Source organism: Haloarcula japonica DSM 6131 (assembly GCF_000336635.1).
GTDB classification, from domain to species: Archaea; Halobacteriota; Halobacteria; order Halobacteriales; family Haloarculaceae; genus Haloarcula; species Haloarcula japonica.
Map to the genome: position 1 here is coordinate 157,372 of NZ_AOLY01000005.1, position 17,888 is coordinate 175,259.

The 17,888-nt window shown below is 63.8% G+C and carries 20 protein-coding genes and 2 tRNA genes; 6 read left to right on the forward strand and 16 right to left on the reverse strand.

Going from position 1 to position 17,888, the window contains the following annotated elements; translation table 11 throughout:
• Positions 1–8: 8 nt before the first annotated feature.
• On the reverse strand, positions 9–944 hold the full coding sequence (gene rnz / locus C444_RS02005; protein WP_049909035.1) for a ribonuclease Z: 936 nt from the start codon (positions 942–944) through the stop codon (positions 9–11).
• Between the two features lie 362 nt (positions 945–1,306).
• Here rnz and C444_RS02010 point away from each other — a divergent pair, with 362 nt between their 5' ends.
• From C444_RS02010 to C444_RS02020, 3 genes are all read left to right on the forward strand, one after another.
• On the forward strand, positions 1,307–2,527 hold the full coding sequence (locus C444_RS02010; RefSeq protein ID WP_004590560.1) for a hypothetical protein: 1,221 nt from the start codon (positions 1,307–1,309) through the stop codon (positions 2,525–2,527).
• Positions 2,528–2,584: 57 nt separating this feature from the next.
• The gene (locus C444_RS02015) at positions 2,585–3,250 is read left to right on the forward strand and encodes a potassium channel family protein (RefSeq protein ID WP_004590562.1); all 666 of its coding nucleotides are present in this window, start codon (positions 2,585–2,587) and stop codon (positions 3,248–3,250) included.
• A 384-nt stretch (positions 3,251–3,634) separates the two neighbouring features.
• Entirely contained in the window at positions 3,635–4,111 is a 477-nt protein-coding gene (locus C444_RS02020) for a PIN domain-containing protein (RefSeq protein WP_004590566.1), read from the forward strand.
• A gap of 6 nt (positions 4,112–4,117) precedes the next feature.
• Here C444_RS02020 and C444_RS02025 read toward each other — a convergent pair whose 3' ends face one another.
• The 10 genes from C444_RS02025 to C444_RS02065 all read right to left on the reverse strand — a co-directional run bounded on the left by C444_RS02025 (position 4,118) and on the right by C444_RS02065 (position 11,861).
• The gene (locus tag C444_RS02025) at positions 4,118–5,821 is read right to left on the reverse strand and encodes a methyl-accepting chemotaxis protein (RefSeq protein WP_004590568.1); all 1,704 of its coding nucleotides are present in this window, start codon (positions 5,819–5,821) and stop codon (positions 4,118–4,120) included.
• 132 nt (positions 5,822–5,953) lie between these two features.
• Entirely contained in the window at positions 5,954–6,751 is a 798-nt protein-coding gene (locus C444_RS02030) for an SDR family NAD(P)-dependent oxidoreductase (protein WP_004590570.1), read from the reverse strand.
• Positions 6,741–7,412, reverse strand: coding sequence for a non-canonical purine NTP pyrophosphatase (locus C444_RS02035; RefSeq protein WP_004590572.1), 672 nt, complete (start codon positions 7,410–7,412; stop codon positions 6,741–6,743). Before C444_RS02035 ends, C444_RS02030 begins: the two co-directional genes overlap by 11 nt.
• 45 nt (positions 7,413–7,457) lie before the next feature.
• Positions 7,458–7,733 (reverse strand): DUF5808 domain-containing protein, encoded by a 276-nt coding sequence (locus C444_RS02040; protein WP_004590574.1) that lies wholly within the window; start codon positions 7,731–7,733, stop codon positions 7,458–7,460.
• A gap of 218 nt (positions 7,734–7,951) precedes the next feature.
• Positions 7,952–9,613: a bifunctional N(6)-L-threonylcarbamoyladenine synthase/serine/threonine protein kinase gene (locus C444_RS02045; protein WP_004590576.1), complete on the reverse strand. Its 1,662-nt coding sequence runs from the start codon at positions 9,611–9,613 to the stop codon at positions 7,952–7,954.
• A 9-nt stretch (positions 9,614–9,622) separates the two neighbouring features.
• Positions 9,623–9,757, reverse strand: coding sequence for a 30S ribosomal protein S27ae (locus C444_RS02050; protein ID WP_004590578.1), 135 nt, complete (start codon positions 9,755–9,757; stop codon positions 9,623–9,625).
• Entirely contained in the window at positions 9,758–10,066 is a 309-nt protein-coding gene (locus tag C444_RS02055; protein ID WP_004516108.1) for a 30S ribosomal protein S24e, read from the reverse strand. It lies immediately after the preceding gene.
• 203 nt (positions 10,067–10,269) lie between these two features.
• On the reverse strand, positions 10,270–11,277 hold the full coding sequence (locus C444_RS02060; RefSeq protein WP_004590580.1) for an AAA family ATPase: 1,008 nt from the start codon (positions 11,275–11,277) through the stop codon (positions 10,270–10,272).
• Between the two features lie 163 nt (positions 11,278–11,440).
• Positions 11,441–11,581 (reverse strand): hypothetical protein, encoded by a 141-nt coding sequence (locus tag C444_RS22150; protein WP_167320806.1) that lies wholly within the window; start codon positions 11,579–11,581, stop codon positions 11,441–11,443.
• 209 nt (positions 11,582–11,790) lie between these two features.
• A tRNA-Gly gene (locus tag C444_RS02065) sits at positions 11,791–11,861 on the reverse strand.
• Between the two features lie 206 nt (positions 11,862–12,067).
• Here C444_RS02065 and C444_RS02070 point away from each other — a divergent pair.
• Positions 12,068–12,901, forward strand: a complete 834-nt coding sequence (locus C444_RS02070; protein WP_004590582.1) for an NAD+ synthase — start codon at positions 12,068–12,070, stop codon at positions 12,899–12,901.
• A gap of 22 nt (positions 12,902–12,923) precedes the next feature.
• Here C444_RS02070 and C444_RS02075 read toward each other — a convergent pair whose 3' ends face one another.
• Together C444_RS02075 and C444_RS02080 are read right to left on the reverse strand one after the other, a co-directional pair.
• On the reverse strand, positions 12,924–13,697 hold the full coding sequence (locus tag C444_RS02075) for a DUF3105 domain-containing protein (RefSeq protein ID WP_004590583.1): 774 nt from the start codon (positions 13,695–13,697) through the stop codon (positions 12,924–12,926).
• 38 nt (positions 13,698–13,735) lie between these two features.
• Positions 13,736–14,410: an enoyl-CoA hydratase/isomerase family protein gene (locus C444_RS02080; RefSeq protein ID WP_004590585.1), complete on the reverse strand. Its 675-nt coding sequence runs from the start codon at positions 14,408–14,410 to the stop codon at positions 13,736–13,738.
• Positions 14,411–14,470: 60 nt separating this feature from the next.
• Here C444_RS02080 and C444_RS02085 point away from each other — a divergent pair, with 60 nt between their 5' ends.
• Together C444_RS02085 and C444_RS02090 are read left to right on the forward strand one after the other, a co-directional pair.
• Entirely contained in the window at positions 14,471–15,127 is a 657-nt protein-coding gene (locus C444_RS02085; RefSeq protein WP_004590587.1) for a DUF7114 family protein, read from the forward strand.
• A gap of 67 nt (positions 15,128–15,194) precedes the next feature.
• Positions 15,195–15,266 (forward strand) — tRNA-Thr (locus tag C444_RS02090).
• Positions 15,267–15,507: 241 nt separating this feature from the next.
• Here C444_RS02090 and C444_RS02095 read toward each other — a convergent pair.
• The 3 genes from C444_RS02095 to C444_RS22505 form a co-directional block, all read right to left on the reverse strand.
• Complete coding sequence (locus C444_RS02095; RefSeq protein WP_004590589.1) at positions 15,508–15,948, reverse strand: acyl-CoA thioesterase; 441 nt, start codon at positions 15,946–15,948, stop codon at positions 15,508–15,510.
• A 124-nt stretch (positions 15,949–16,072) separates the two neighbouring features.
• On the reverse strand, positions 16,073–16,621 hold the full coding sequence (locus C444_RS02100; protein ID WP_004590591.1) for a KH domain-containing protein: 549 nt from the start codon (positions 16,619–16,621) through the stop codon (positions 16,073–16,075).
• 118 nt (positions 16,622–16,739) lie between these two features.
• Positions 16,740–17,879 (reverse strand): hypothetical protein, encoded by a 1,140-nt coding sequence (locus C444_RS22505; protein WP_239641250.1) that lies wholly within the window; start codon positions 17,877–17,879, stop codon positions 16,740–16,742.
• Positions 17,880–17,888: the final 9 nt, after the last annotated feature.

Here is a 17,888-nt window from a genome sequence, read left to right on the forward strand (position 1 = left end):
CTATCTCATCAGTACTCGTCCGCGTCCGGGAACTCGACACGTCGCTCCATCCCGTCTTCCGCGAGCACGACCTCGCCGTCGAACGCGTCGCGGGCTTCGTCGACTAGCTCATCGGCGCTCGTAGCGTAGCGCGTCGAGATGTGCGTCAGCGCCAGCGTCGACGCGCCGGCCTGTCGCGCTACGTCGGCGGCCTCCCGAGCAGTGGAGTGGGCCGTTGCCTTCGCCCGTTCCTTCCGGTCTTCGGCGAAGGTAGCGTCGTGGACGAGCAGGTCCGCGCCCTCGCTCCCCTCGATGACGCTCTCCGCCGGCAGCGTGTCGCCGGTGTAGACGAACCGCCGGCCGGGACGGGGTGGCCCGACAACGGCTTCCGGTTGGATGGTCTCGCCCTCGTGTTCGACGGCCTCACCGCGGTGGAGTTTGGAGTACTTCGGCCCCGGCGGGATGCCGAACTCCGCTTCAGCTTTCTCCCGGTCGAACTTCCCCTTCCGGTCGTCCTCGTCGAGGACGTAGCCGACGCTGGCACAGCGATGGGCTGTCTCGATTGCCCGAATCTCGTACTCCGACCGGTCGAGGACTACGTCTCCGGCCGATACTTCATTGACGCGGACGGGAAACGAGGGGGTCGTCCCGTTGGCTTGAATGAGCTGTTTGATGTTCCCGCGCGTGCCCGCCGGTGTGTGGATCGCGATGGCGCGCTCGCGCTCGTTGAAGTCCCACGTCTGGAGGAGCCCTGGAATCCCGAGTACGTGGTCACCGTGGCGATGCGTGACGAACAGGTGGTCGATAGCGAAACCGGTGCCGTAGCGCATCATCTGTCGCTGTGTGCCCTCGCCGCAGTCAAAGAGGAGGTAGTCGCCGTCGCGGTTGACGAAGATGCTGCTCGTGTTGCGCTGGGTCGTCGGCACGGCCCCACTCGTCCCGAGAAACGTCACGCGCATAGTCATCGCATCCTCTACTGTCGACGGGTAAACCGGTGTCGAAAGGGCGTCGTCACAGTAGCACTCTTCGTCTGGTCCACCTGGGTCGATACGACGGTCTTTGTGTGTCTAGTAGTGACATGACTATTCGTACTGGGCGGAAATAACGGCTGCTTTCCGCCATCTCGTGCTCTTTTCTGACGAGAGCTTAATCACCAGCAAAACAATTTAATAGTAAGTAAGTGTCGCTCAGTCTCACCTTTCCAATTCGGCGATAACAGAGATCGGCTTAGCAGGTTATTATGTTTTTCTGAACTGTCTCGCCGGTTTATGTGTCGTTCACCCGTCCAATCGTTCGCATTGCCTGCCGATCACCGCATGACCAACCCATGATAAACACTCGCACACTTGCCGTTTTCGCTGCGTTGCTCGTCGTCGGCGGCCTCACCGCACAGGTCGGGGCTGTACCGGGCGTGACAGCGCAACAGGAATCGCCGTCGGAACAGGCCGGGAACACAGGAGTCACCGTTGACTCTCTGACTGCTCCAGAGAGCGTCGCACCGAACTCGACTGCTGACGTAGCCGCGACGGTCACGAACAACGAGAACACCACAGTGACTGAATCCGTGGCGTTCCGGTTTGACGGGGCTGTCGTCGACCGGACGCTCGTCACGCTCGAGCCAAACGAGACCACCACAGTCCAGTTCTCCGCGGACACGACCGGCGTCGCGCCCGGTGACTATCGCCACGGTGTCTTCACTAGCGATGACGGTCAGATCGCGCCTGTTACCGTCTCCGAGTCATTCACGCTGGAGAGCCTCGACGCACCGACGAACGCTACCGCCGGTGACAACATCACCGTTGACGCAACCGTCGCCAACCCGAACGACTTCAACACGACACAGACTGTCGAGTTCCGACTGGGTGGCCAGCCGCTGGCCTCCGAGTCTGTGACGCTTGACGCGAACGAATCCACTGACGTGACGTTCACCGTCGATACGACCGGTGTCGAGCCGGATACGTACATCCATAGCGTCTTCACGCGCGATGACGGTGCGTTCGCCGAGATCACCATCGAGTCTGCTACCGACGCACCTGAAGAGCCGACTGAGAACGAGACTGAGGAACCGCCAACGAACGAAACTGAAGAACCGACTGAAGACGAGACAGAAGAGCCTCCAGTGGACGAAACCGAAGAGCCGCCAGCGAACGAAACTGAAGAACCGACTGAAGACGAGACCGAAGAACCGCCAGCGAACGAAACTGAAGAACCGACTGAAGACGAAACCGAAGAGCCGCCCGCAAACGAGACCGAGGAGCCGACTGAAGACGAAACCGAAGAGCCGCCAGCGAACGAAACTGAAGAACCGCCAGCGGACGAGACCGAGGAACCGCCAGCGGACGAGACCGAGGAACCGCCAGCGGACGAGACCGAGGAACCGCCAGCGGACGAGACCGAGGAACCGCCAGCGAACGAGACCGAGGAACCGCCAGCGAACGAAACTGAAGAACTGACTGAAGACGAAACTGAGGAGCCGCCAGCGGACGAAACTGAGGAGACTGACGAAACGGACAACACGACCGAAGAAGCCGCGACGACAGAAGGTTAACGCGCACCACCCTGTCACCCGTTCACATTTTTAATGGTGGCCGTCGTACCGTAGTCCATGAAGTTCGTTATCGTTGGCTATGGCCGCGTCGGCATCCGGACCGCACGGATCCTGCAGAGCGAGGGCCACGAGGTTGTTATCGTCGACAACGACCCTGTGAAAGTCGAACGGGCCACGGAGACCGGGTTCGAGACGATCCAGGGAGACGGCAACGAGGAGAGCGTCCTCATCGATGCTGGCATCGAAACTGCGGACGCTATCGGTGGTCTCACGGGCGACCTGAACACGAACTTCACCGCCTGTATGATCGGCAAGGAGTTCGGCTGTCGGACCGTTCTGCGGATCGACGCCGACTACCGCGAGGAGATCTACGAGAAGTACGCCGCCGACGTGGACGAGATCATCTACCCCGAGCGGCTGGGCGCGGCCGGCGCGAAGACAGCACTGCTGGGCGGTGACTTCAACGTCCTCGCCGACCTGACCGAACAGCTCTCGGTCGCGAGCATCCGTATCCCCGACGGCTCACCGTTCGTCGGGAAACGGGTCGTCGAGGTGGAGCTTCCCGGCGACGCTCACATCTACGCACACGGGAAGGACCACGAACCGATGACGATTCCACTCCCCCAGACCGAGATCGAACCCGGCGACAGCGTTGCGATCATGGCTGATCCCGGTGGGCTGGACGACATTCGAGCGACGCTCCGGGGCGACGCGTCAGCCTGAGGTTCCGGGGCTATATCCCGCGGTATCGTCTCTTTGCAGGTCAATAGCGCTTGCTGTCTGTGGCGAAAGCCGGGGGGAAGTAGGATATGAAAGGGAGGATCGCGGTGTCCGGGCGCGTCTGGGGAGGATAGGATGGCACGCAGTGGCACCGACATCCACTGGAGCCGTGGAAGCGCGCCCGTACCGGTTGGAATGCTACCGGTAAGCATAAATTCCCGTCAGACGAGCGGCCGACGGACGACAGACAGCACGGCTTTTTGCCCGTTCAGCCACTGCCTCCTGCTATGACCTGGGCGACGTTGTTCGAACGCGCGGTAGACCACCAGACTACAGTCGATGCTGTCCGCGTGGCCCTCGATGAGCACCGAGCGGAGGACGACGGCAATGCGTGAGCCGTCGCCAGCGCGCGTCGTCGCGGATGCCGATGTCCTCGCCGCCGATCTGCTGTGTGGGCCAGACAGCGATGTCTGTGCCGCTATCGATCATATCCGCCGGCACTCGTGGGTTACGCTCGTCGCGAGCGACCACTTGTTAGACGATGCTACTGCCGTCATCGCCGACCTCGCTGAGGACGATCTGGCAGCCGACTGGCGAGCCCGGATCGAAGCCGACTGTGACATCGTCGATCACCCGGCCGGTGACCACCCCGCGTTGGCCTCGGCCTACCGGGGCGGCGCACAACACCTCCTTTCTTACGATGACGACCTGCGCAGCGCCCGAACCAGCGCGTCGATCAACCGGCATATGTCTCTGAGTATCAGACCGCCGGATGCCTTCGCTCGCCTGTTCGATCCGGAATCACTGTACCCCGTCGTCGAGGACGGCGAGTATCCCGGTCCGGACCGGGACCCACGCGCGTAGCGAAAATCAGTCGTCAGCCATCGTTACCGTGGTTGCAGAAACTGTCCCCGACGGCCCGGCCGCGTCCTCGGCAACGTCGAATGCCGCAAGCACCTCACGCAACTCGTCGGTCTGGGCTGCCATCTTCTGTACCTCGGTGGTCACTTCGGTAATCGTCGCGGTCTGTTCCTCTGTCGCGGCGGCGACGGCCTCGGACTCCTCGTTGGTCTGCTCGCTCACTGACGCGACTTCGTCGACCATATCGACGACCTCCTGCGTAGTCTCTGCCTGCTCCGCGGTGGCTCCCGAGATTTCTTGAATCGAGGCGTTGACCTCGCCGAGCACGTCGACGATATCCTCGAAGTCACGGAGCGCAGATTCGATGGTCGTGGCGCTGTCAGCCACCTGCTGGTTCGTCGCCTCTACGTCGCTGACGGTTTCGCTGGCCTCGTGCTGGACTGATTCGATGCGGTCCGACACGTCCGTCGCGGCGTCGCGAGTCTCCTCGGCGAGCGTCTTCACCTCGTCGGCGACGACGGCGAACCCGTCCCCGCTTGCATCCGCGCGAGCCGCCTCGATAGAGGCGTTTAACGCGAGCATGTTCGTCTGCTCGGCGATATCTGTGATGACCTCGACGATGTCGTCGATCTCGCTGATCTGGTCGACCAGACTTTCGACCGCGATGGCGATATCGTCGATACGAGCCTCCATCTCGTCGAGTTCGTCGATGGCCTGCTCGGCGTCATCGCGTCCCTCTCGACCTCGCCGTGTCGCCTTCTCTGCGGTGTCGGCCGCGTTTTCGGCGGTGGCGGCGATCTCTTCGACGGTGGCAGACAGCGTGTTCATCTCCGAGGCGACGTCGTCGTGACGCGACGCCTGCTGGCTGGCTCCAGCCGAGATCTCCTGAATCGACCGGGAAATCTCGTCGCTCGCGTCGTCGATCTCTTCGATGCTTCGGGTGACGTGATCGCTCGTCTCGTCGACGTCCTCTGCGAATTCGGCGACGGTTGCGACCGTCTCTCCGAGCGTCGTCACGAGGTCGTTGTAGTTCTCGACGACGGCGTCGAACTGTTCGTCGTCGGCCTCGAAGTCCTCGTCGATGGTGGCCGTCAGGTCCCCGTCTTTCGCCCGCTCGGCGGCGTCACCGAAGGCGACGACGAGGTCGTTGAGCGCCTGGGAGCGTCGTTCGAGGTCGCTGGTCATCGTCTGGAGTTCGGTGGTGTAATCGTCCATACTGGCGGCCATCTTCTCCAGTGACTGCCCGAAGGTCCCGGGCACGTCCTCGTCGAGAACGTCGGCGTCGAACTCCTGCCGGGAGAGTGCGTCAGCCTGCTCGGATACTGTCTGCAGATAGGACTGCATCGAGCGAAACGACGAAAGCAGTTCGGCGACCTCGTCGCCCCGCTCGCTCTCGGGTAGTTCGACATCGAGTTCGCCGGACGCGATGTGGTCTGCACCCGCGGCCATCGCTGTGACAGGTTCGACGAAGTCTTCGCGGGTGATGAACACCGTGTTGGCAAACGCGACGATAGCGCCAGCCAGCAACACGCCCGTGACGACGAACCGGACGGTCCCGCTGGCGACGAGAGAGACGACTGCCAGCGCGACCGAGGCGGCGAACTGCAGACCGACGGCCGCGAGCACTTTCCGCTCGACGGAGCCGGAGACGCCGAAGAGGTCCAGTGATTCACGTATCACCGCTTTGTACTGTCCGACCGGGTCTGTGAGCATACGCACCTTTTTCTTACAGTGTATAATAAGGTTCGAGTCCAATTCTCGGATATTGAAAAGGAATCAATGGCCGGAAATCGGATAAGAGACGAAATACCCGTCGGAATCAACGCCAGTGTCGGAACTGATTCTCTACCTGTTCTGATTGACCAGCGCTGCGATGCGCCGGACAACCCAGCGCGGCGTCACCCTGACCAGTCGGTCGATAAGCCGCATCGACCGCCGCGGAATGACAACAGTCTCGCCAGCGGCGGCCCCTTCGTAGGCTGCCGATGCGACCGCCTCGGGCGTGTTCGTGGCGACCGACCCGACCGTCGAGTCTGCCATCCCAGCCCGTTCCTGAAACTCTGTGTCGACCGGACCGGGGCAGACCACCGTCACATCGACCGGTGTCTCACGGAGTTCCTCGGCCAGCGCCTCGCTGAAGCTGTTGATGTACGCTTTGCTCGCGTAGTAGCCAGCGAGGTTCGGCCCCGGCTGGAACCCGGCGACTGAACCCATGTTGATAACCGCCCCGCCGTCGTCGAACTCGTCTATGAACAATCGCGTCAGCTCGACGGGGAGCGTGACGTTCAGGCGCAGTTGCGTCCGTTCTTCCGACAGCTCACTTTCCGCGAACGGGCCGTAAGTCCCCACGCCGACGTTGTTGATGAGGACATCGATATCCAGTCCGCGCTCAATCACCTCCTCGTACAGGTTTTCAGCAGCCGACGGGCGGTCGAGGTCCATCGTGATCGGCGTCGCCGTGACGCCCCTCGTTTCGAGGTCCTCGGCCAGTCGCTCTAACTTCCGCTCGCTCCGGGCGACGAGCACCACGTCGTGCCCGCGTGCAGCGAACTCCCGTGCCAGCGCGTCGCCGATGCCCGCCGACGCACCGGTTATCAAGGCGGTGCCGCCGGTGCCGACGACCGGTACGTCGCTACCGCTCACCGTACCACTCCGCAAACTTCGCCAGCGCCCGACCCCGGTGGGAAATCGCGTTCTTCTGCTCGGTGCTCATCTCCGCGAACGTCGTTCCGTCGTGCTCGAAAATGGGGTCGAAGCCGAACCCGCCCTCGCCGCGGGGCGCGACAATCTCGCCGTTCACACGTCCCTCGAACAGCTTCACCGGCACTGTCTCGCCACTTTGCGCCGCGTTCCCGTTGTGGACCTGCTCGTCCGTCGTCGCTGCGCCGCGGTCGTCGGCCGACAGGTCCTGTCCGCGGCGGTCCTCGCGGTCGATGCCGCCTGGGTCCGGCGTCGCCTCGAACCCGTCGCCGTCGCAGTAAGCGATGACCGTTTTGAACGCCGCGCCGCGGTCGTCTTCCGGTTCGGTCATGCGCCAGACGCGCTCGACGCCGACAGTGTCCTCGACGTACGAGGAGTACGGCCCGGGGAACCCGTCGAAGGCGTCGATGAACAGCCCCGCGTCGTCGACGATGACCGGGCCGTCCGCCGCTTGGTAGGCCGCCCGTGCGCCCTCTGCCGCGACCGTCTTCAGGTCGTCGGCCTGGACCTCCGGGTAGTCGAAGTCGAACTGCTGGACATCGTCGTCGAGATACTCGGTCGCCTCCCGGACCTTCCCGAGGTTGGTCGTGACAAAATTGAGCATACCGGCACACGGCGACCGGCGATAAAAGAGCCGTCGAAACAGCGGTCAGTCGACGACGACTTCGACCGGCTCGTCCTCGCTCTCGGACTCGAACTCCTCGCTGCTCCCGCCGCGTTCGAGATACAGCATCACGCCGGCGACCGCCAGCACGACCCACGAGCGCCAGTTCGCCAGGTTCAGCGTGTAGCCGATGCCGAAGGGCTTCTCGACCAGCATGTCGTCGCCCGGCTTCCAATAGGCCGACACCAACCGCTTGAGGCTCGGTCGTTCGAAGTTGTACGGCACGCCGAACAACGTTCCCGACTGGGGTTTCTCTGCCATACCGAGTGCTATTCGTGCCGAGGTTAAACCATTTGTCCACCACCTTTTTCTTCGTCACCGTTCCTCGCTCTCTTCGCTCGCTGCGGGGACGGCTCCTCGAAAAACGTGGGCGAAAAAGGCGCGAATCGCTCCGTGATTCGCGTGAAACCGCGGCCGAAGGCCGCGGTATGCTTGCCGCCGCAGACCACCGCCCAGCCGATCGCTGCGTTGTATCCTCCCTACTGATACCGACCTCGGCCCTCGATATCGTCGAGGCTGGCGAACACCGCGTCGGCGTGGTCGCTCTCGGTCCGGTAGGCGTCCTCGGCGGCCGACAGCAGCGCCTCGGGATCGTCCGCGGTCCCGGCGAGCGACTGGGCGAGGACGTGGAGGTCCATCGCGTGGTCCTCGGTTTCCCGTGTGTAGTAGCCGAGGCCGAAGTCGATGAGAAACGTCCGGTCCGCCCGGTCGCCACGGCTACCGACCCGGACGTTCCGGGTCGTCGGGTCGCCGTGGACGAAGCCGGCGTCGTGGATGCGGGCGAGCCAGCGGCCCACGTCTGCGACGCGAGCTTCGGAGAGGCACTCGCGGAGGTCCGCATCGCCCACGCGCTGGAAGACGAGACGAGATTTCTGCGGGTCCACGTCCCGGACAAGCGGCGTCGGGACGCCGTTGCGCCGGGCCTCGCTGGTGAGCCGGGCTTCCTGCCGGGTCCGCTCGGTCCTGAGCCGCTCGTCCAGCGTCGGGTGGCGGTAGCTCCGCGGCACGCGCTCCTTGATGACCCGGTCCCCGTCGAAGCGGACGGTCGCTTCCGCGCCCTGGACCTCGTCGTCCGCCGTCCGATGGCGGTCGACTGACTCCTCGGCCCCCCGCCAGGTGACGGCCACCTCGTCCGGCCGGAAGTTCGAGTCGATGCGGGAGTCCTCGATGGGGATGGTGTCCCCGGCCGCGTACATCTTCGCGCCCAGCATCGCGATCATCCCGGCGTTGTCCCGCAGGAAGCGATGCTCGGGAGCGTAGAACTTCGCGCCGCGTTGCTCGCACATCTCGCCGAGCATCCGCTGGAGGCGGTCGTTCTGGCCGACGCCGCCGCCAAGCACCAGTTCGTCGGCACCGGTCAGCGACAGTGCCCGCTCGGAGACCTCCGTCAGCATCGCGAAGATGGTCTCTTCCATGCCACGGCAGACATCCTCGACCGGGACGCCATCATCGACGGCCTGCTTGGCGGCGCTCATGATGCCGGAAAACGAGAAGTCCATCCCCTTGACGACGTAGGGCAGTTCGTGGTACTCGCCGTCCTTGGCGTGCTGTTCGACCTTCGGTCCGCCGGGATGTGACCAGCCGATGTGGCGCGTGAACTTGTCGATGGCGTTGCCGACGCCGGTGTCCATCGTCTCGCCCAGCACGCGGTACCGGCCGTTCCGGTAGCCCAGAATGTGGGCGTTCGCACCGGAGGCGTTCAGACACACCGGGGAGTCAAAGCCCGAGCGGTGGCGGCCCACTTCGAGGTGGGCGACCATGTGGTTCACGCCGACCAGCGGTACGTCGAAGCGTTGGGCGACCGCTCTGGCTGCTGTGGCGACGATACGTAGACAGGGCCCTAGTCCCGGGCCGCGAGCGAAGGCGACGGCGTCGATTGGCGCGCTGTTTTCTCCGCTCCCGTTCGTACCGCCAGCGCCAGCCCGCTCGTGTGCGTGCTTGATAGCGGTCTTGACGACGGTCGGAATGGCCTCGCCCATGTGTTCGGCGGCCTCGCGCGGGTGGATGCCGCCGCTGTCCGGTGCGTACGCGTCAGTTTCGATGAAAACGTGATCGTCGTCGGTTACCTGCGCTGGGTCCGGCGTCTCAAAAACCGAAGCACTGGCTGCCCAGGCGGTACCTTCGATACCCAGAATACGCATCGGGCGGCCTTACTTCCACTCGGTGTAGCCGCACTTGCCGCAGTGCTGGCGGTCCTCGTGCTCGGCGAGGACGGTGTCACCACACCGGGGGCAGGTCTCGCGGTCGAGTTCGCCGTCGTCGCTGTAGTACTCGTTGTGTGGCATCTATGCTTCCTCCGCTTCCTCTTCGCCGTCGGCGACGATCTTGTTGCGTTCGAGCATGTGGTCCTGCTCGACGTCGCGGGCGTACTCGGGGTTGTCGTAGACCTTCGCGTAGCCGACCGTCTTCCGCATGCCGAACTTGGTGTCGAGCTTGTGGATGACGACTTCCTCGGCGTCCTTGTTCAGCGTGGCCGCAAGAGAGTCGCGGACAGAGAGACGGGAAGGGGTGGCTTCGTCGTGGACGACCTCGAACCGGACGTCCGTTCGGTGCAACATGGGATTTTCGTCTTCTTCGATGATGTCGATATCCATGGTTCGTTGTCCGTATCTACCCGCCGAAGCGCGTAAAAGGATTTCGAAGCGGTTGACGCCGGCGTGACGGCCGAGCGTCCGCGATTGTTGATCGCCGTCCGTAACTCTGTTTTCGGGACGCTAGCCTGACGCGCTGAGCGGTCAGTTGTGGGCGTTTCGGCTGTAGTCTCGGTAGCAGGTCGATCCCCGTTCGCAGTGACTCCTTACTGCTCGCCCAGTTGCGCGAGCAGGTGCGAGAGATGGATTCGCTCGTTGGCCGCGTCGACGAGCGCCATATCCGTCTCACCGGCCATCGTGTGGATTTCGGCCAGTCGGTCGCCAGAGTAGCGTGACCGGGCTACTTCCAGCATGTCGTCGAGGATATCGGACGCGCCGTACCCCTCGTCGACGAGTAGATCGTCGAGCGTCGACCGAGCGTCGGTGAAGCGACCGTCTTCGGCCGCCTCGATCATCTGCTCGACTTGGTCGTCGGCCTCGACGGCATTGAGCGTCTCGAAGGCGGCGTCCATCGTCACCTCGCCCTCGGCTTCGGCGGTGGTCTGGGCGGCCAGTACTGCCGTCCGGAGGTCCCCCTCAGCGTAGCCGGCGACGTATTCGATGCCCTCATCGTTGTGGTCGACGCCCTCCGCGGTGACGATGTCCTCAAGCACCGACGCCGTTTCCTCATGGGTTGGCTCGCGCATCACGACCGGGAAACACCGCGAGCGGATCGGCGGGATAACGGCCGAAGGCTGACGCGTCGCGATAACGAACTGCGTCGCCTCATAGTACTGTTCCATCACCCGACGCAGCGCCTGCTGGAAGTCCTCGCGCATCCCCTCGGCGTTGTCCAGCAGGATGGTCTTGTAACTACCAGATACAGGCGAGTAGCTGGCGGACTCTTTGAGGACGTGATTGATGAGGTCGGCTTTCGAGGACTCGCGCCGTCGCTTGCTGTCGATGAACGACGAGAATCGCGGGTCGTTGGCGACCTCCTTTTTGGTCATACCGAACACGTCGGCCATGTTGAGTTCGGTGAAGTCCGCATCGGGGTTTTCGTGGACCTCGCGGGCGAACGCACGGACGGCGGCCGTCTTCCCGCTCCCTTTCGGCCCGTGGACCAGGAGGTTCATCGGCTCCTCGATGGCCCCCTGCAAGTGCTCGCGGGCCTTCGGCTGGCGGATCTCCGACAACTCCGGGGCGTGTGTCTCCGTCCACAGCGGCGCGTCCATCTGTTGGCACTGGGTATGCCCGGCCCCGACAAGTATCCCGCGGTCCGCGGGCTCACGCTACTTGCTGGTACCAACGGTGCAGTAGCGGCGCGTTCGGCCCACCCATCACGACCCAAATCTAACGGCGACCGGCACACTGGTACCGGCAGTCCCCGATCCTCGCTTACGAGAGTAGACTGTCCTCGGCTGGCTGCCAACCGCATTCCACGCACTCGAACTCCTCGTCGGCCGTTTTGATTACCGGCTCGTCGCATTTCTTACATTCCCGGAGGGGATTGTGGGGCCGAGTGGATGGTCGAGACATACGTTAACTAACTACACATTCTTTTCATATAACCGTTCGTTCTACGTACCTAGAATCATCGCTCCGACCAGCGAAGCTGGCGTCGCATTCCACCTGTGTGCTGGTTTCTCACGGATCCTCCTGCGCTCTGGTCGCTCGCAGCAACATGTCGACCGGAAGCGAGCGAACCAGTGGTTCGCCACCATCGGCCGGCAAACGACAGAAGGGAGTGCGCCGGCCGGGAATTGAACCCGGGCTATTGCCTTGGGAAGGCAATGTCCTACCACTGGACCACCGGCGCTCGTTGCACTCGCGCCGAGGTTCGCGATTCCCGCAGAATCGCTCACCACCGGCGCGCTGTGGTAGACTGCAGGTCGGTCGGACCTGCGAACCCTGTACCGAACTGTCAACAGCGACCGTACTTGAACGTAGCGCTTCGACTGGACGCCCGTCCGAAAATATCACGCCGATGAATGGGTATTAGTTCCGTCCGGCCAACCAACAGATATGGCAACAGCCGACTCCGTCGTTCGGGCCGAGAACCCGTTCGACCTGACGTTCTCCGAGGCTGAACTGGACGCCAACCGGGAGCACATCACGTCGTTCATCGAGGCGCAGGTCGACGCCGCGGGTGTCGACACCGTCGTAATGGGGCTCTCGGGCGGCATCGACAGTACACTCGTCTCGCATTTGGCTGTCGAGGCACTTGGCCGCGACGCTGTCCACGGCCTCGTGATGCCCAGCGAGGCCAACCGCGCTGACAACATGAGCGACGCCGAGCGAGTCGCCAACGACCTGCTCGGTATCGACTACGACGTCATCGAGATCAACCCGCTGGTCGACGCGTTCCTCGACGCTTATCCCGATTCTGAGGGCGACCAGCTCGCCGTCGGCAATCTCCGGGTTCGCTGCCGTGCGGTGCTGAACTATCTTGTCGGGAATCACGAGCAGGCGCTGGTACTGGGGACCGGGAACCGCAGCGAGGCGCTGGTCGGTTACTACACGAAATACGGCGACGGTGCGGTCGACTGCCATCCTATCGCGCCGCTGTACAAACAGCAAGTCCGGCAGTTGGCGAAACACGTCGGCGTCCCTGCTGATCTCGCGGAAAAGACTGCTAGCGCCGAGATGTGGGCCGGCCAGACTGACGCCGACGAAATGGGGATGGACTACGACACGCTCGACTCTATCCTCGCCCTGCACATCGACGGTGGTGTACCGGCAGCCGCGACAGCCGACCGGCTCGGTGTCCCGCTCGATGTCGTCGAGACTGTCCGCGAGATGTTCGAATCGAGCGCCCACAAGCGAGCCATGCCGCCAGGTCCGGACCCGCTGTACTGAGACCTGTGCTGCGCTCCAGCCGCTAACGGACCGGGTTCTCCGGACCCCGACCCAGATACTCCGAGAGGAACGCGTGGACCGTTTCGGCATCGTAGCTATCCATCGGTAGCTCGTGCTGCCACGCCGTCACGATGTAGGGTGCCCGCGGGTCGTCGTTGGGGTTCGGAACGGCGACGACGCTCCGCCAGGTGCCGGTGTGGGTGCTCGAAAACTCTCGCAGGCTCCCTCTGGCTTCGGGCGAGATCTCGTCGGGGTCGTAGTAGACGATGACCGCGCCGTGTTCGAGCGTGTGGACGAGTGAGCCCAGCAACGGCGTCGCCTCGTAGAACCCCGCGCTCACTGTTGTTGCGTAGTGTGTTCCGGAGAGCGGCGGGAACCGCTGGTAGTCAATCGCACTGCCTTCTTCGACATGGTTGTTCCCCCGGTCCGGGAACTGCTCCACACCGGACAGTCGGTCACTGTCGCCGGTGTCGTCCAGTGACGACGCTTCGACCCCGGTGGCCTCAACCGCGGAGAGCGGCTGTGCGCCTGTCGTCCCGACCAGGTCCGCGTCACTTCCGCTGCCGTCACCACCGCTTAACTGAGTAACGTACACTGTGAGACCAATAGCGAACACCACGACGACGCCGATAACAATCGGCCCGACCGGGATGGCATTGCCATCCTCGTCACCGGTATGCTCCTCGACGCGCCGTCGGTCAATCGCACCCAGTTCGCCGTCGTGGGCGTCAGCGAGGTGATCGAGATAGGCGGCCTCGCCGTCGAACGATTCCGCACAGTACTCACAGTCGACCATTGGCGGTCCGTAGGCGAGGGGTGGTCTTGTACCCTTTCCTACTCCGACTTCGCGTTGAGATCGGCAAAGACCTGCTGCTCGCGGCGCTCCTGCGTCTCTCTGTCGGCGTCGTCCCGTATCCGCACTTTCAGCGCCCGGAGCGCGTCCGTATCGACGGCGGCCAGTTCTTCAGTGACGGCCCGCGGTTCCGTGGTTATCCGCGAAACCAGCCCCATCTGTCGCGCCGTCTCAGCATCGAGCGTTCGGCCGGAGAGCGCGATGTCCAGCGCTTCGCCGGTCCCGACGATGTCAGGCAGCCGCGCCGTCCCGCCCCACGCGCCGAACAGGCCGAGTTTGACCCCTGTTTCCGCCAGCGTCGCGTCTGGCGTCGCTACACGGATATCACAGGCCAGTGCCAGTTCGACGCCGCCGCCCCGCGCCGCGCCGTCGATACCGGCAACAACGGCCCCGTCGTACGATTCCAGTGCGTGAGCGACCCGCTGGCCCAGCGCCGCGAACGCCTCGGCGCTCTCCGAACCGAGGGCCTTGACTTCGTCGAGGTCCGCGCCGGCACAGAACGCCTCGCCAGCGCCATGGAGATACAACACTGGTTCGGTCGCTGACTCGACCGCCGCTTCGAGGTCACGCAGCGCCGTGCTTGTGAGCGCATTGCGCTGGTCGGGTCGGTCGAGCGTCAGGGTCCGGATACCATCGCCGCTCGTGGTCTGTACCATGCCTGCTGTGACTCTGCGGTTTCCAAAGGTCTTTGCCCTTCCCGTCGCTAGACCCTCATAATGGAGGAAGTGGCGGCAGTTCGCCGAGCGGCGTTGGCGGCAGTCGACGATGTCGAGCCTGACCGGCTCCACGAGCGGATCGACGCTCGCCTGGACGACGCGTCGCTGGCGCCCGGCGTCCTGACGCTCGTCAGCGCGGGCGCAACGAGCGACCCGCCGGTCGACCTGGCTGATGGCGTCGCTGACCGAGCCGCTGGCGTCCAACTCATCTACGAGGGGCTCTCGCTCACCCGGCAACTGGCCCACGACGACCCCTGGGTCAACGGCGACCGCGACACAGCCGACCTGGATATCCTCATCGCCGATATCCTCGTCTCGCGTGGGTTCTACCTGCTCGCCAGGACCGAAGCCGCCGACGCCGCTGTCTCTGTCGTCCGCTCGTTCGGCCACGACCAGACAGTCCGTCAGACGACTGACGACGAAAGCCTCGACACCGCGCTCGAAACGGACATTCTGGAGCTCGCCGTGGTCGCCGGCGTCACCGCCGCTGGCATCAGGCCCACCCCGACGCTCCGCGAATACGCGACCGAACTGGCCGTTGACGGCCTCCCGTCGAACGCCGACCTGCTCGGTGAGGACGTCGCCGATGCGCTCCGAGCGCGGGCAGGGGCCGAACAGCCCACCGGCGACGGGACCGAAGCCGCCGCCGACCACTGATACTAATCGACACACCGGTCCCGAATCGAAACGACTTTAGACAATTGCCGGATACACACTGTTGCGTGCCTGGGTAGCTTAGCGGTAAAGCGCGTCCTTGGTAAGGACGAGACCCCGGATTCAAATTCCGGCCTAGGCTTCTCACGCGAACTATCTGCGCGGAGTTCCATCTCCGCGCGACCCCCGTGAGCGTGTGACACGGGAGCGGAATTTGAATCCCTGGAAGGCGAGCGAAGCGAGTCTTCCTCCGGTTCAAATTCCGGCCTAGGCTCTTCTTGAAAACAACCTGCGAGTGGCGCGTCTCGTCGCGCCACGTCACGCGGCACCAACTCCGTAGCGGTATGTCCCTGCAGAACACTGTTAGCGAGACTCTCCGGCTGCTACCGATCCGGCTCTTCTGCAAGTGCTGTCTCGCGCAACCGTTTGCACTCCTCGCTTTCGGCGGTCAATTCGGGGACGGGCGTCGGTTTCCCGTCGTCGACGGCGACGAAGGTGGCGTAGGCGCTCGTCGTCTCCTCAGTTTCGCCCGTGTGTGGCTCCTCGCGGGCGACTTCGATGCGGACCCGGACACTCGTTCGGCCCGTGGCGTAGGCGTAAGAGTCGATAAGTGCGGTGTCGCCGATGGGGATCGGGCGCTCGAAGTCGACGCTGGACATCTGCGCGGTCACGCAGGACTCCCTGGCGGCCCGCATGGCCGACATCGCGCCGATTTCGTCCATCCATTTCATGACGATTCCGCCGTGGGCGCTCTGGTAATTGTTCGCGTGAGTCGGCTGGACGCGCTCGCGGTTGACGATGTGTGTCTCGGCGATGGTCGGCATACCTCCTCGTAGAGCCTGTTCCGGCAAAACGGTGTGGTGCGCCGATGGGACCTGACAGCAACCGTCCGTGCTCGTACTGTCGCCGTGGCGCGCAGTCGCCAGTCACGCAGTCGAACTACTGGCGTTATCCGGTGAACTGGTGGTATTCGAGGCCTTTGTGCTTCATCTCGTTGTGTTTGCGTTCGAGGAACGAGTAGACGGAGCCGTGTGGCGCGCCGTCGAGGATCATCTCGGCGGCTTCTCGCACGGCGTCGACCTGTTCGGGGCCGCCGATGATGCCGAGTGTCGACCCGTAGATAACCACAGCCGCGCCGGAGAGTTCCTGCATGAGTTCCCGCGTCCGGCCGCCCTCGCCGATGAGACGGCCCTTCTGACGGCGGAAGTCGTTCTTGTTGCGGGAGGCGGCCTCGATGTCGATGAGTTCGAACATCATCATGTCGTCCTCGAGGAGCGCCAGCGCGTCGTCGGGCGCGAACCCGCGGCCGATGGCCTTCACGATGTCGGGGCCTTTCAGCGCCGTCACGGGGTCGCCGACGGACTCGACTTTCACCGTGCCGTCCTCGGAGTCGATATCCAGTCGGACCTCTGCGCGCTCCTCGATCTCGCGCATGGTCTCACCGCCCTCGCCGATCAACACACCGATACGGTCCTGCGGAATCTTCACGTGTTGCATAAGTATACCTCTCTGTAGGAGGGTCTGCCTGTTTAAAACTTCGGCGTCCGGCGTATCCGGTACCGTGCCACACCCGTCGGCAGGTGCGGACTGCATATTACAGTCGAGGTGTGGCCGATCAGCCACCCAATACCGTGGTGAGGAACCAGATGAGGCCGAATATACTCCCGGCCGCACCGACCAGTTTCGTGAGCATGACGTTCCAGTCGGCGGGTTCGACCTCACTGGAACGGGTTGTACTCCCGATGGCGTCCAGCTGTTCGTTGAACTTCGTGATGCCGTACGCATACCGGTACATGAGCGCCCCACCTATCGTCATGAGCGGACCCAGCAGGAGGCCGGACTGGGATTCTTCGGGCTCGCTCTCCTCGGGCCCGGGATTGTAAGTGAAGGTTTCCGGTGTACCTGTCTCATCACGCTGCGCCGCTGAGGCTGTGGACTGGACAGGCGACGCTGATGACTGTTCGCTGTCTCCCGTGTCAGCCGGCCCCGTGTCGTGGGACCCAACTGCGATTTCGTCGAGATACGCCCGGCCGTCGAGCTGGACCTGCCAGGAGGAGGTTGCAGCGCTGGTCGAAACCGCTCTGGTCACGCGCTGCCGGTGCTGTCGGTCAGTATCCCACAGCGCGACCTGTGCGGTCCCGTTCGGATACCACTGAATTTGGACGACGAAAAACCGACCGGTGGGGGCTGTGACGCGCTCGGAGGTCATCACTGTCCCGCTCCCGTTCGTCGAGATGATGTCGACACGGTCGTTATTTTCCCGGCCGACATTCCGGATGGAGACTGACGCCGTGGTGTTTCCGTCAGGGCGCTCGACAACCCGAAACGCCCCGCCGCGACCCACGTCAACGACACCGGTCACAGTGCCCTGACTGGTGTTGACTGTCGCCGCGGTCAGTGTCGCGGTGTCGTTGGCACGGACGCCGAGCGAACAGTCCCCGTCTGTGCCGATACGCAGGGTTTCGCCGGCGGTCCAGTTGGCTGTCGACGTGGCTCCAAGCCCATCGAGGTAGTAGTACTCCGAGTCCGTGTCCGGTGGCTCCGGGCGCTCGTCTTGCACCGAACACGCTGGCTGTGGCGTCGCTGCCTCGGTTGTGGCGGCGTGGCTGTGCGTGGCACTCCCCGAGCGTGTCTCATCGGGTGCCACATTGCTGACACCGGCGGCGGCCCCGGAGACGGCAACGAGGGCGGCTATCCCGAGCAGGAAAACGAGCGACACTGTCCGTCTGATCGTGAGTGTTGGAGGGCGTCCCATGGGTGGATT

Excerpts from the sequence above, each read along its gene's own strand:
- C444_RS02055 (WP_004516108.1), bottom strand. The coding sequence starts at position 10,066 with ATGGATATCGACATCATCGAAGAAGACGAAAATCCCATGTTGCACCGA.
- C444_RS02100 (WP_004590591.1), bottom strand. The coding sequence starts at position 16,621 with ATGCAACACGTGAAGATTCCGCAGGACCGTATCGGTGTGTTGATCGGC.
- C444_RS02045 (WP_004590576.1), bottom strand. The coding sequence starts at position 9,613 with ATGCGTATTCTGGGTATCGAAGGTACCGCCTGGGCAGCCAGTGCTTCG.
- C444_RS02010 (WP_004590560.1), top strand. The coding sequence starts at position 1,307 with ATGATAAACACTCGCACACTTGCCGTTTTCGCTGCGTTGCTCGTCGTC.
- C444_RS02095 (WP_004590589.1), bottom strand. The coding sequence starts at position 15,948 with ATGCCGACCATCGCCGAGACACACATCGTCAACCGCGAGCGCGTCCAG.
- C444_RS02025 (WP_004590568.1), bottom strand. The coding sequence starts at position 5,821 with ATGCTCACAGACCCGGTCGGACAGTACAAAGCGGTGATACGTGAATCA.
- C444_RS02085 (WP_004590587.1), top strand. The coding sequence starts at position 14,471 with ATGGAGGAAGTGGCGGCAGTTCGCCGAGCGGCGTTGGCGGCAGTCGAC.
- C444_RS02060 (WP_004590580.1), bottom strand. The coding sequence starts at position 11,277 with ATGGACGCGCCGCTGTGGACGGAGACACACGCCCCGGAGTTGTCGGAG.
- C444_RS22150 (WP_167320806.1), bottom strand. The coding sequence starts at position 11,581 with ATGTCTCGACCATCCACTCGGCCCCACAATCCCCTCCGGGAATGTAAG.
- C444_RS02040 (WP_004590574.1), bottom strand. The coding sequence starts at position 7,733 with ATGGCAGAGAAACCCCAGTCGGGAACGTTGTTCGGCGTGCCGTACAAC.
- C444_RS02080 (WP_004590585.1), bottom strand. The coding sequence starts at position 14,410 with ATGGTACAGACCACGAGCGGCGATGGTATCCGGACCCTGACGCTCGAC.
- C444_RS02050 (WP_004590578.1), bottom strand. The coding sequence starts at position 9,757 with ATGCCACACAACGAGTACTACAGCGACGACGGCGAACTCGACCGCGAG.
- C444_RS02075 (WP_004590583.1), bottom strand. The coding sequence starts at position 13,697 with ATGGTCGACTGTGAGTACTGTGCGGAATCGTTCGACGGCGAGGCCGCC.
- C444_RS02035 (WP_004590572.1), bottom strand. The coding sequence starts at position 7,412 with ATGCTCAATTTTGTCACGACCAACCTCGGGAAGGTCCGGGAGGCGACC.
- rnz (WP_049909035.1), bottom strand. The coding sequence starts at position 944 with ATGACTATGCGCGTGACGTTTCTCGGGACGAGTGGGGCCGTGCCGACG.
- C444_RS02070 (WP_004590582.1), top strand. The coding sequence starts at position 12,068 with ATGGCAACAGCCGACTCCGTCGTTCGGGCCGAGAACCCGTTCGACCTG.
- C444_RS22505 (WP_239641250.1), bottom strand. The coding sequence starts at position 17,879 with ATGGGACGCCCTCCAACACTCACGATCAGACGGACAGTGTCGCTCGTT.
- C444_RS02015 (WP_004590562.1), top strand. The coding sequence starts at position 2,585 with ATGAAGTTCGTTATCGTTGGCTATGGCCGCGTCGGCATCCGGACCGCA.
- C444_RS02020 (WP_004590566.1), top strand. The coding sequence starts at position 3,635 with ATGCGTGAGCCGTCGCCAGCGCGCGTCGTCGCGGATGCCGATGTCCTC.